Source organism: Kitasatospora sp. NPDC034035 (assembly GCF_055575755.1).
This window is the reverse complement of sequence record NZ_JBVISA010000077.1, coordinates 1-11,408: the sequence shown is the minus strand read 5'-3', so window position 1 is coordinate 11,408 and position 11,408 is coordinate 1. Positions and strand designations below refer to the sequence as shown.

11 protein-coding genes and 1 pseudogene are annotated in these 11,408 nt (G+C 69.8%); 8 read left to right on the top strand and 4 right to left on the bottom strand.

Annotation, left to right across the window (positions count from 1 at the left end; translation table 11 throughout):
- A partial coding sequence (locus ACZ52J_RS42305) for a GNAT family N-acetyltransferase (protein ID WP_465626745.1) occupies positions 1–557 on the top strand: 557 nt, incomplete at its 5' end.
- A gap of 223 nt (positions 558–780) precedes the next feature.
- Here the strand turns inward: ACZ52J_RS42305 and ACZ52J_RS42300 are convergent.
- Together ACZ52J_RS42300 and ACZ52J_RS42295 are read right to left on the bottom strand one after the other, a co-directional pair.
- On the bottom strand, positions 781–984 hold the full coding sequence (locus ACZ52J_RS42300; protein WP_465626743.1) for a hypothetical protein: 204 nt from the start codon (positions 982–984) through the stop codon (positions 781–783).
- An 8-nt stretch (positions 985–992) separates the two neighbouring features.
- Positions 993–1,288, bottom strand: a pseudogene (locus ACZ52J_RS42295) (IS256 family transposase); the annotation flags it as partial.
- 39 nt (positions 1,289–1,327) lie between these two features.
- Between ACZ52J_RS42295 and ACZ52J_RS42290 the strand changes: the two are divergent.
- Both ACZ52J_RS42290 and ACZ52J_RS42285 read left to right on the top strand, forming a co-directional pair.
- Entirely contained in the window at positions 1,328–1,633 is a 306-nt protein-coding gene (locus tag ACZ52J_RS42290; protein WP_465626742.1) for a hypothetical protein, read from the top strand.
- Between the two features lie 240 nt (positions 1,634–1,873).
- On the top strand, positions 1,874–2,413 hold the full coding sequence (locus ACZ52J_RS42285; RefSeq protein ID WP_465626741.1) for a GNAT family N-acetyltransferase: 540 nt from the start codon (positions 1,874–1,876) through the stop codon (positions 2,411–2,413).
- 415 nt (positions 2,414–2,828) lie between these two features.
- Here the strand turns inward: ACZ52J_RS42285 and ACZ52J_RS42280 are convergent, their stop codons facing one another.
- Entirely contained in the window at positions 2,829–3,839 is a 1,011-nt protein-coding gene (locus ACZ52J_RS42280) for a hypothetical protein (protein WP_465626740.1), read from the bottom strand.
- A 115-nt stretch (positions 3,840–3,954) separates the two neighbouring features.
- On the opposite strand from ACZ52J_RS42280, the gene ACZ52J_RS42275 reads away from it, so the two are divergent.
- Positions 3,955–4,611 carry a TetR/AcrR family transcriptional regulator gene (locus ACZ52J_RS42275; protein WP_465626739.1) on the top strand — a complete coding sequence of 219 codons (657 nt, stop codon included), beginning with the start codon at positions 3,955–3,957 and terminating at the stop codon, positions 4,609–4,611.
- A gap of 665 nt (positions 4,612–5,276) precedes the next feature.
- Here ACZ52J_RS42275 and ACZ52J_RS42270 read toward each other — a convergent pair.
- On the bottom strand, positions 5,277–5,825 hold the full coding sequence (locus ACZ52J_RS42270; protein ID WP_465626737.1) for a GNAT family N-acetyltransferase: 549 nt from the start codon (positions 5,823–5,825) through the stop codon (positions 5,277–5,279).
- 140 nt (positions 5,826–5,965) lie between these two features.
- On the opposite strand from ACZ52J_RS42270, the gene ACZ52J_RS42265 reads away from it, so the two are divergent.
- The 4 genes from ACZ52J_RS42265 to murJ all read left to right on the top strand — a co-directional run bounded on the left by ACZ52J_RS42265 (position 5,966) and on the right by murJ (position 10,956).
- A complete protein-coding gene (locus tag ACZ52J_RS42265; protein WP_465626735.1) occupies positions 5,966–6,646 on the top strand; it encodes a hypothetical protein in 681 nt (226 codons plus the stop codon).
- A 307-nt stretch (positions 6,647–6,953) separates the two neighbouring features.
- The gene (locus ACZ52J_RS42260; RefSeq protein ID WP_465626734.1) at positions 6,954–7,388 is read left to right on the top strand and encodes a hypothetical protein; all 435 of its coding nucleotides are present in this window, start codon (positions 6,954–6,956) and stop codon (positions 7,386–7,388) included.
- Complete coding sequence (locus ACZ52J_RS42255; RefSeq protein ID WP_465626733.1) at positions 7,382–8,821, top strand: IPT/TIG domain-containing protein; 1,440 nt, start codon at positions 7,382–7,384, stop codon at positions 8,819–8,821. The genes ACZ52J_RS42260 and ACZ52J_RS42255 overlap by 7 nt, the downstream gene beginning before the upstream one ends.
- 470 nt (positions 8,822–9,291) lie before the next feature.
- Positions 9,292–10,956: a murein biosynthesis integral membrane protein MurJ gene (gene murJ, locus ACZ52J_RS42250; protein ID WP_465626732.1), complete on the top strand. Its 1,665-nt coding sequence runs from the start codon at positions 9,292–9,294 to the stop codon at positions 10,954–10,956.
- Positions 10,957–11,408: the final 452 nt, after the last annotated feature.

Genomic DNA, 11,408 nt, shown 5'->3' with positions numbered 1-11,408 from the left:
CCTCGCGGAACTCCGCGTCGAACTTCCGCCTCTTCTCCGCCATGACTCCCAACTTCCCCTTCAGCCACGGCCTCTACGCTACGAGGGGAACGTCAGCCGAGGCTGTCGTCCAGCGTGAGCTGTGGACCGAACGTGATCCACGAGTGCCGCCGCACCGCCGAATCGACGCGGACGGACACCCCACGGTCGCGGAGCTCGAGGATTCGATCCGCACCAACCAGCTGTGGTCGATCGGGTTGCTGGCGGTCGAGCGGAAGGCCTCTCGTGACGTCATCGGCTACTGCGGGCTGGTCGACAGCGGGCGAGGACCGACAGGGGAACCGGAACTGGCGTTCGAGCTGCTACGCCGAGTCTGGCGTCAGGGATACGCGACTGAGGCCTCGTTGGCAGTTCTGGAATGGGCGAGATCGTCGGGGCACGAACGCCTGTGGGCCACGGTCTGGGACTGGAACACCGCTTCTCGCCGTGTGCTGGCCAAGGTCGGGTTCACCGAGACCGAGCGGAAGGAAGTGGACGCGGCGTACGGGACCACCCTGTTCACCACGAGACGGCTCTGACACCCGATGTTTGGCCCTGCGGACCGCTCCGAGCAGTGCCGGCAGGCGTCAACCCTCCCATGCCGTCGGCAGAAGCGGATGCGCCACGCGGTCGATGCGGGGGCGCTGGGGACGGAACAACACGACTGCCGCCGGGCCTGCTGGTCAAGAGTTGTGAGTGAGGCCCTCCGACGCTGCGGTGATCTCGGCTGCTGCGAGCCGGGCTTCTTCGCGCACCTCTGGGTCAGGGGGGGAGGGGGGAGGGCTCGATCAGCGGCCGGGCCTGCGGGGAGTGGGTGGCACCGAGGATGTAGAGAGCGTGTTCGAGGAGTTCGCGCCCCCTCGTCGGCATGGCGGCCGTCAGTGGTTCGACGAGGTCCAGGGGCAGGTGGTGGTGGTTGAATGCCTCGCTGATCGAGTTCAGGGCGGACTCGCGCACCTTGGTCACCGCTTCGTTGATGACCAGGCTGACCAGGCGTCCGTCTCCTCGTCCGCCCGCCGGTCGTTCACCCGCGGGGCCGCCCTGACCTCCACCGGGCCGGCCGCGGTGGCTACCGACCGCGGCCGGTGGTGACCGTTGCGGACCACCAGGCGACGCCCATACTCGTCCTTCCCACAGTCAACTCGGCTATGTACTGGTTGACTTCCGCTTCCACCGCGGCGGCGAGCATGCGGCGGGCTCCCTTGCCGACGATCTCGTCAACCAGGGCGCCGGACTGGGTGGAGCAGTCGGCAGTGACTACGCTGAGCACGGGCGTGCCTTTCCGCCGCCGCCCGGGCAGGAGGCGGTCGTGGTGGACCCCTTGCCGGTCGTCTGCCTCAGCCACACGGCCGCCCCGCCGCTGGAGGCGGCCCGGGCCGAGGACGAGGCCTGGTGGCCGGCCGCCGTCGCGCGGGAGCGGGAGCCGGCCCGGCGGACGATCGCCGCGAGGGTGGCGCTGGCGCGGGCACAGGAGATCGTGGAGGAGCCCGGAGGGTCCTGGCCCGCGCCGCTGGCGACCGCGGAACAGAGCGCGGTCATCGATCTGGCGAGCGCCGGTGACCAGGCCGCGGAGCTGTGGCGTGGATTGCAGGTTCCGCGTTCCGTGTCACCTTGATCGTTCCGTGCTCGGTGTCATATCCCTGACGGCGCGGGCTCCGGATGGCTCGCAACGTCCGGAGCTGAAGGCTCCGACAAGCGCGACCACGTCGCCGGTGCCACCGAACGGCAGCGCCAGTCCACTGGGCACGGCGACGGGTTGGCGGACCCGTTGCCCAGGAACTGGATCACTCGTCAGACGCGTCCCCCTCTGCGGGAGCGTCTCCTGTGTCGCTGCCGTCGAGAGGAATTGCCCGCCATGGCTGAACTCGGACCCGTCGCCTGGCCTCCCGCCCCGATCAGGACCGAGAGGCTGGTGCTCCGTGGGCCCGAGGCGCGGGACCGTGCGGCGTTCGTCGAGTTGCTGGCGTCGCCAGAGGTGCATATCTACCTCGGCGGCCCCCGGCCGCGTGACGAGCTCGAGGGTGAGCTGCCCGGGGTGCCCGAGCGGTGGCCCGGGAGTTTCGTCGTCGATCTCGACGGGGCGATGATCGGCCAGATCCTGCTCAGGAGAGCAACGGAGCACCGCCGCCCGGCTGCCGCGGGGAAGGCCGATCTCGGCTACCTGTTCCTGCCGCAGGCGTGGGGATTCGGGTACGCCGCCGAGGCGTGCGCAGCGGCACTTGAATGGCTCGCCGGCGCGCTTCCCGGTGAGCCGGTGGTACTCACCACCCAGACCGCCAACGTCGGCTCGATGCGCCTCGCGGCAAAGCTGGGGTTCACCGAGGTAGAGCGGTACCAGGCCTGGAATGCTGAGCAGTGGCTCGGCATTCGGTCCCCGGTCACGCCGTCCGGTTGAGCCCGTACTCGACAGCGCGGATCCACGAGGCCGCCGGTCAGTCGTCGGCCTCGGCCGCCGCTCGACCTCGTGGAGCACGAACGCCTGCCGCCAAGGGGCGACGTTCTGGCGAGCAGAGATCCGCGAGCAGGCGCTGCAAGCTGCAGCCTTCTGACCAGCCACGACGAATCATCGGCTCCAGTGCTTCCCACCTCCGGTGCTTCGCCTCACAGGTCAACGGGGCCTGGCACGGAGCCGGGTCCATCCACCCACGCCGAGAGCCTGTCAGTCACGCGACTTGTCCGATTGGGCATCTGCTGGACATGGCGGCCCGGAAGTGGACACCGAAACGCGGTACCTACAGCGCCACCGGCGGTCGGATCCGCACTGCGCCGCAGTGCAGATCCCGAGCCGTGGTCACCGTGCGTGGGGCTTGTCACCTCCGATACCGCTGCGCCACTGCCGCGAATGCGGCCTTGGGTTCCCATTCCATGTCGGGGTAGGTCTGCCCCCGGCGCCCTTCGAGGAGTTTGACGATGCCCAGGCCGGCCCGGTCCAAGTCGTCCCTGGGGTCGCCGTCCGGGCGGTGCGGGTAGCCGGGCAAGGCGAACAGGAAGACGAACGCGCTGTTCACGCCCTCGGTCTCGAAGATCTCCAGCAGTTCGCTGAGATATGCGGCCTGGCCGGCCTCGTCACGTTCGTATATGCCGTCCAGCCGCACAGGGGCTTTGGTCTCGGGGTCGTACTCGACCACTTCCAGCACCCGCCCACCGCGGTCTCCCGCGCCGCGGTAGGCGGCGGTGCCGAACCCGGTGATGGCGAGCGGTTTCGGGCCTTGGGCCAGGGTGCGCACCGCGTCCCGGAAGCGGTCGGCGACCTCGGCGGAGCGGATCAGCTCGAAGGTCACGAAGTCGAAGGGAGTCCAGTCGACCTGCTCGAACTGGATGGACGCGTAAGTGAGCTTGCCCTGGAAGTGCTCGCGGACCGTGGCCGCGGCGTCCCGGAGGAATGCGTTGATGCGCACGCCGAGCTCGCGCATCGCCTCGGCCCGTCCTTCGGGTCGGCGCATCAGCTGCTCGACACGCTCCTCGGGGCTCTCTCCGGGCAGGAACCCACGGCTCATCACGCTCAGCTCCACACCGGCGACGAACACGACCTCGGCCCCACCACGCCGCAGCCGTTCCGCCCGCCGGGCACAGTCACGGAAGAGCGCGAGGATCTGCTCCGGGTCCAGCTCCAGCGGATAGGGCGAGAGCCAGACCTCCAGCCCGAGCTCGGCGGCGGCGCTGGCGGCCAGCTCCAGTCGGTCCGGGTCGCCGCCGATGATCTGGACCGCGTTGCAGTGCAGGTCGTCGCGGATGATGGCGAGCTCGCGCCGGACGACCGCTGGGTCGAGGTTCTCCCGGGACGTCTGGCCGTGCACGACGAATCCGGTGTCGTAGGTCATTCCTCTTGCTCGCACGGTGCCGCCCTCTCTGTCGGTCTCGGTGGGTCGAGGCTGACAGGAAAACTGCGCGCACGCAAGTTTGCGTGCGCGCAGTTACGTGTGGCATGCTGACACCGTGACGACACCACCATCAGGGCTGCGGGAGCGGAAGAAGCAGGCCACGCGTGAGGCGCTCCGCGAGGCCGCGCTGCGCCTGGCCGTGGAGCGCGGACCGGACAACGTGCGCGTCGAGGAGATCGCCGAGGCGGCCGGAGTCTCGCCGCGCACCTACAACAACTACTTCGCCAGCCGCGAGCAGGCGATCGTCGCCGCCGTTACCGCAGGCCGGGAGGCGGGGGTCGCGTCGGCGGTCGCCGCCCGGCCCGCAGGAGTGCGCCTGGCTGACGCCGTCACCGAAGCAGTGGTCGAGCAGTACACGAACACCGGTGGGCGCGAACGCGAAGTACTGCTGCTGATCACCACCCGGACCCCGCTGCTTGACGCGTTCCTCGATACGACCGCCGACATTGAGCCCCCTCTCACGACGGTGATCGCCGAACGCCTTGGTGGCGCCGAAGCGCCCACAGCCCGCGTTCTCGCGGCGAGCGTGGCCGCGGCGGTTCGCATCGCACTGGAAGGCTGGCTTCGGCCCGCCGGGAACGCGTGGTTCCCCGAGAGTTTCGGCGCCGGAGGACTGGTCGTGCCCTCCGGCTCACTGCCCGACCAGCTCCGCGCGGCGCTGGCCCCGCTGGCGCCCGCGTTCGACGCCGCCGAGCGACGCGTCCAGTCGTGAAGTCGACCCAACTGGGGCATCCACTGAGCAAGGAGTAGATCCGAACATACCGGTGCGCCTGGCCGTCATCATGCGCGTCAGCTGATTCAAGGCAGGTGACGCTGCGTCAGGTCATGATCGACGACTCGGACGGTGGCGCGGGCCTGCGCATCACGCGTCCGCTCCGCCACTCGGAAGCGCCCTGTCGCTCAGGTGCCCAACGTGCCGGAACAACCCATGGATATCCATGAGGCACACGGGCCGAAGTACCACATGCCTCATATGCCTCAGGCGTCCTGGCGGCCCCGGATAGCGGCTGGGACGGCCGGCGGCAGACCTCCCGTGGCTCGTGCTCGCCGCCTGCAGATCTGTCCATCCGCATGCACGCCCCGCCCCGGCTGCCGAGCGGGTGCCAGACCGGGGCCGACGGTCCGCGTTGGGCCAGGACCTCGATGCGGGCGGCGCCGGCCGGGACGGCGGTGAGGTTGTCCCGGGTCCTGCCGGCCGTCGTCGTCGGTTCGCCGTCCTGCGGTCGCCGTGCTGCGCGCCGCTGTCCCGGCCGTTGTCGTGCCGCTGCGCCGCGACATCGACGCCGGCGGGGTTGTGGACCAGCCAGGGGGGCGTACCGTCGCCCGCGCGGATGCCGTCGCCGACCCGCCCGTCCCGTCGTCCGCCGGGACCGTACGCTACCGGGCGTGAATGGCGTCTGCCGGGACCTCGAAAATGATCGTGAGTCCGTCGCGCTCGTTCCCCTGCTCGCCGACGCGGGTGAAGCCGAAGCCGTTGATGCAGGCCAGGGAGGCGGTGTTGTCGGATCCGATCCTGGCGCGCACGGTCCTGACACCGGGTTCGGCCGCTGCCCTGACGAGCAACGCCCTCAGCATGGCGCGGGCATAGCCCTGACGGCGGTACCTGGGGACGACGGAGTAGCCGACCTCGACCATGCCCGTCTCGTTCGGCGGCCCGTGGAACCCGGCGTCGCCGACGACAGTCCCGTCCGGCTCGGACACCGCTGCCCGCGTGGTCCAAGGAGCAGCAGAGGGGTCCTTGGCGAGCTGGTCGGCACGGTAGCCGAAGATCCAGCGGGCTCGTTCACCGACGAAGTGTTCGTCAAGGGCAACCCCGGCTTCGGCACTGCCGCCGGCGAGGTCACCGTCGGCAAGAGCCCGCAGGGCCTTTGCGCTGAGCTCGACGAAGCGGACGCGTTTGGGGGCGGAGAGTGGTTCGGTGTTCATCGCGGTGATACTCGCTCAGAGCGGGGAAGCCGTCCACCGGGTTTCGGGCCGGACTGACGTTCCTGGGGTCCGGGGCTGCTGCGCCCTGGCCGGCCCGCCAGCAGCTGGCGACGGCGGCGCGCAGCCGCAACATGACGGTGGTGCACGAGACGTCGCAGTCGGAGAAGGACCAGGTGCTGACCCGGGTCGTCACCAACTACAACCACATGCACGCGATGTCGGTGCAGTACCACGAGGTCGTACAGGTCTACAGCGTCACGACCAAGCCGACGAAGCTGGAGCGCTGCCTGTTCATCCCGCTGCAGGAGCTGACCTTCACCTACTCCAGCCTCCAGCGGTACAAGGAGGTGCTGGCGTCGGTGGCCCCGGCCGACTGGGGGGCGAGGATCCGGGCGGCGAACCCGTTCGAGACCGCCGTGCGCAAGCTCGACGCCTGCACCGCGCCCGAGGCGCCGATGCGGCAGGACTTCGACGGGGTGGACCTGGTGGACATCGCCGCCGGGCCCATGGGCGTGTACGGGGTGCGCAGGTTCGACGGCAGCCCGGTGCGGTTCGACCCGGTCGGCCGGCAGTGGAACCCGATACCCACCACCGGACTGAACAACGGCCTGAACCGCATCGCGCCCGGCAAGGACGTCGTCTGTGGGCTGCGGACCGACAAGCAACTCGCGCACTTCGACGGAACGACCTGGAAGACCAACACCCAGAACTGGCAGGGGCTGGGCCTGGCCTGGCCTGCGCCGGCAACGGCACGCTCTACCTCATCGGCCTGGACAACACGCTCTTCCAGCGCGCCGAGAACGGCACCTGGCAGTCCCTGAACGTCCAGGCTGACGACGTCGCCGTCACCAGCAAGGACAAGCTCTGGTACTGCCGTCAGGGCAAGGCATTCACCCGCGGCGAGAGCGGCTGGCAGGAACTGTCCCCGTCCGGGCTGAACGTGCAGCGCCTGTCCCCCAGCACGGACGGCGCGATCGCGGCGTATGCGGCCGACGGCAGGTCCGCCATGCTGGTGCCCGGCGCGACGTCATGGACGTCGACCGGCAACCCCGCCCCCGGGGACAGCGTCGCGCAGGCGAAGGCCGCCCCGGTCACCAAGGGAGACGTGAGCTGCTCTACAACGACGGAGTGCTCACCCGTATGCTCAGCGCGGAGCGGGGGGCGCAGGTGCCCTTCGACGCCGCGCCCAAGGCCGACTCCCCCTACGCCTCCAGGATCGACGTCTGGTACGACGAGGTCGGCATCCGCAGCATCCAGGTCATCTTCCCCGGGTACACCTACCGCTGCGGCGACACCGGCGGCTCCGGCGTCCAGCAACGCGCCTCCTACACCTTCGGCGGCGCCGACAAGCTGATCTCCGTCGATGCCTGGTCCGGCACCGGGGCCCGTGGCAGCCTCGCGGGGCTGCGTCCCCAGCCCCGCCGGCAGTTCGGTGACGGTGATCGACACCGCCACCAACACCGTCGCCGCCACCATCTCCGTCCCGGGCGCGTTCGGGGCGGCGTTCAGCCCGGACGGCACACGCGTACGTCAGCAACAGCCGGGACCGGGCCCTCGTGGTGATCGACACCGCCACCGCCAGGGTCTCCTCCACCGTTACGGTCGGCTGGCTCCCGCAGGGCGTGGCCGTCTCGCCGGACGGCGGCCAGGTCTACGTCGGCAGTGCCCTCGGCACGACGTCCGTCGTCGACGCCACGACCAACACCATGCTCACCAGCATCCCGACGGGCGGCTGGTCGACCGCCGTCCTCGCCAGCCCCGACGGCAGCCACGTCTACGTCAGCAGCCTCACCAACGGCACCGTCTCGATCATCGACACCGCGACACTCACCATCACCTCCACCATCCCCACCGACCAGAACGTCTACCAACTGGCGATGGCGCCCCTGCCGCCCACCGCCACCGGCCTCACCCCCACCACCGGCCCGGCCGCCGGCGGCACCACCGTCACCCTGACGGGCAGCCACCTCTACGGCACCACCGGCGTCTCCTTCGGCACCACCCCGGCGAGCAGCTTCACCGTCGTCAACGACACCACCGTCACCGCGACCGCGCCCGCCGCGAGCGGCTCCGCATCGGTCGACGTCACCGTCACCACCCCCGGCGGCACCAGCACCATCACGGCCGCGGACCGGTACACCTACACCAAGGACACCACCAAGCTCACCACGAACCCGCTGCTGCTCTCCATCGCACCCGGGCAGCTGAGCATCAACCTCAACCTGTCGGCCACCCTCACCGACACCACCACCGGCAAGCCCGTGCCCGGCGCCACCGTCACCTTCAAGGTCGGCTCCACCACCGTGTGCACCGCCACCACCGATGCCGCGGGCACCGCAACCTGCACTGGCCCTGCCCGGTCGTCACCGTCCTGCTCAACCTCGGCTACACCGCCACCTACAGCGGCAGCCCCACCCCGGAGGCGGCCACCGCCACCGCCGGACTCATCCGCATCAGCTGACGCACCACACACCGCTGGAGGCCGCCCCCGGGACTTCCCGATGGCGGCCTCCAGCCGTACAGGGGCCCACCGGAGGGTCGCTACACGCCGCGCTGGCGGGGTGACGGTCATGCGAACTGTCGTGCCAACCGGCAAGAACGGTGAGGCCGACCAGCGCGGCGACCGTCGCCAAACTCTGGCGGACGTTCAAGGTGCAGCTCGCGCAGTCAACGCGATGAAGGCGCAGACCAATCTGACGAACGCCGTGCACCGTGCCAACAGCCGGTACGGACCAGTGTGCGGGCCGGGCGCGCGGCGCTCGGTTCCTCGCTCTGCGGCGGAGTCGGTGGGGGCTGTGGGGGTTGTGCCGGACCGTAGGCTGGGCGGTTCGCCGGGCTGGGACGGGGGCTGTCCTAGCCCTGTCCTGCCGCGTCCCAGGGGTCCGCTTCGGGTGTTTTGCTGGGACGGAGCTGGGACTGTCCTAGGACGGTCTCACCGTGTTCTGCCTGGTCGGAGCGTTGGCGAGGGGGCCTGGGACAGGGCTGGGACATGCTGACGGCTACTGGCCGGGCGGGGTGTCCTCGATGGCGGCGAGCAGGCGGGAATGGACGGAGCCGGCGGCCTCGCGGGTGGCCGGGTCCGGGTCCTCCAGCTGTGCGGCGATCAGTCGGCGGCCGCGGCGAGGACCGGCACCGGAACGGTCGCCGATCGCAGGTGCAGGAGCTGGGCGGCCGCGAGCTCGCCGGGCGCCGCCTGGGCGCGGGCGTGGGGGAATCAGAGCGCTGATGCCGCGGGGCAGAGGCTGGGTGCTGTCACCCGGCTCATTCTCCCGCGCGCCAGGCACCGGTGATCACCACGGCCGGTCGTCCGCCGGGCCAGTGGGAAGGGCGCCGTGGTGTTCCCTGTCAAGTCCGCGTGTTGACGGGAGCACCGGCAGAGGCATGCCATCGCCCCGGTGCAAGTCCGCGACGGGTCCAAGTTCCAAGTCCTCACGTATCGAGGAGATTTGAGTCGTAGATTGTGTTCATGATCGAACAGGCGCCGTCCGAGCAGATAGAGCGACCAAGCGCGAAACGCAGGAAGCATGCTGCGCCCAAGCGAGTTGAGGTCGGCGGGGTGCTGCGGTCGTCCGTGCTGATGGCCGCCGGGACGGTGGTCTCGCGCGTCACCGGACTGATCCGGCAAGTGCTGCAAGCTGCGGCACTGGGCACCGGGCTGCTGGCCACCACCTACAACCAGGCCAACACGGTGCCCACCAGCTTGTACTTCCTGTTGATCGGCGGCGCGCTGAACTCCGTCCTGGTCCCGCAACTGGTCCGGGCCCGGACGGAGAACGCCGATGGCGGGACGGCCTTCGAGCAGCGTCTGGTGACCCTCGTGCTGTGCGTACTCGGAGTCGGCGCCGTGCTGGCGACCTGGGCCGCTCCGGAGATCATCAGCATCTACCAGCAGGACACGTCGGCCACACACGACGCGTTCGAGCTGACCGTGGTCTTCGCCCGCTTCCTGCTTCCCCAGATCTTCTTCTACGGCGTGTTCAGCATCTTCGGACAGGTCCTCAACGCCCGGAACCGGTTCGGGGCGATGATGTGGACGCCGGTCCTGAACAACGTGGTCCTGATCACGATGTTCGGCCTCTACCTCGGCATGATGACCACTCCGGAGAACGTCTCGGACATCACCGGCGCCCAGGTCAGGCTGCTCGGCATCGGAACCACCCTCGCCCTGGCCCTCCAAGCCTTGGCGCTGGTTCCGTACGCCCACGCAGCCGGATTCCGGCTGCGACCGAGCTTCCACTGGCGGGGCGTCGGCCTGCGCAAGAGCATGAACGCGGCCCGCTGGACCCTGCTGTTCGTCCTGGCCAACCTCGTGGCGGGCACCGTGGTCACCCGCCTGGCCTCCGCCGCCGACGCCGTCCTGCCCAACGACGGCGTCGGCTACACCGCCTACAGCTACGCCCAGCAGATCTGGATGCTGCCCCAGTCGATCGTCACCGTGTCCCTCGTCACCGCCCTCCTTCCGCGCATGAGCCGGGCGGCGGCCGAGCACCGTCTCGACGACCTGCGCGCCGACCTGTCCCGCGCGCTACGGGTCAGCGGTGTCGTCATCGTCCCGGCAGCGTTCTTCTTCGTCGCCTTCGGCCCGCAGATCGCCCAGCTGCTGTTCGCCCACGGTGCCGCCGACGCCGCGGCAACCGTTCCCCTGGGCCACATGCTTCAGGCCTTCGGCCTCGGGCTGGTCCCGTTCTCCGCCCAGTACCTCCTGCTGCGCGGCTTCTACGCGTTCGAGGACACCCGCACGCCGTTCCGCATGGCGCTGTGGATCAGCGGCATGAACATCGTTCTGGCCGTGGCCTGCCACCTTCTGCTGCCCACGCGGTGGGCGGTCACCGGGATGGCCGCCGGCTATGCCCTGTCCTACGCGGTCGGCCTCCTTCTGACGGCTCTGCGGCTGAGGAAGCGCACCGAAGGCCTGCTCGACGGTCGCCGGATCTGCCGCACCTACGCCAAGCTGACCGCATCCGCCATCGGCGCAGCGGCCACCGGCTGGCTCATCGCCCGCTCGTGCAGTCACAGCCTGACATCGGTCGCCTCGCTGACCGCGGGCGGCATCGTGATGGCGTTGCTGTTCTTTCTCCTCGCGCGGCTTCTGCGAGTTGGTGAACTGCGTAGCCTGCCGGGGATGGGCTGACGCGGGGGTAAACGCTGTGCACGGTGCCCTCACCTGTACTCGTGCCCCCTGATCAGGGGCGCGGTGAGGTGGCACTGTTCGATCTGGACGCCTGGGGTTGCGAGTTGTGGTTTGCGAGCCGTTGCGAGCGCTACTTTGCGAGGTGCCGTCCGGCGATGGTGACTGTCGGTGACGGATCGGACTGATTTCGTCGGGTCATATGGGGATTACGACTCCGGCAGCATTGAAGGCCAGGGTCGGGCCGTTCCCGAGCGGTGATCTCCGGCGGGAATGGGAGCCCACTCCGGCGAGATCGGGAGCCACTGATGAGCTGAAGTACCCAACCGGGCGGAGCATCCGGGAGGAGGGCTTGTGGGCGTTAGCCTCGATATTTCGTGACGGTCCGTCGGTCTATCCGGCGGGCCGTTTCGGCTTGTTCGGGCGATGTGGGGCAGGCTGGTGGCCCGGCTGTC

Coding starts and splice junctions, on each gene's coding strand:
- murJ (WP_465626732.1), top strand. CDS start 9,292: ATGATCGAACAGGCGCCGTCCGAGCAGATAGAGCGACCAAGCGCGAAA.
- ACZ52J_RS42285 (WP_465626741.1), top strand. CDS start 1,874: ATGGCTGAACTCGGACCCGTCGCCTGGCCTCCCGCCCCGATCAGGACC.
- ACZ52J_RS42280 (WP_465626740.1), bottom strand. CDS start 3,839: ATGACCTACGACACCGGATTCGTCGTGCACGGCCAGACGTCCCGGGAG.
- ACZ52J_RS42270 (WP_465626737.1), bottom strand. CDS start 5,825: ATGAACACCGAACCACTCTCCGCCCCCAAACGCGTCCGCTTCGTCGAG.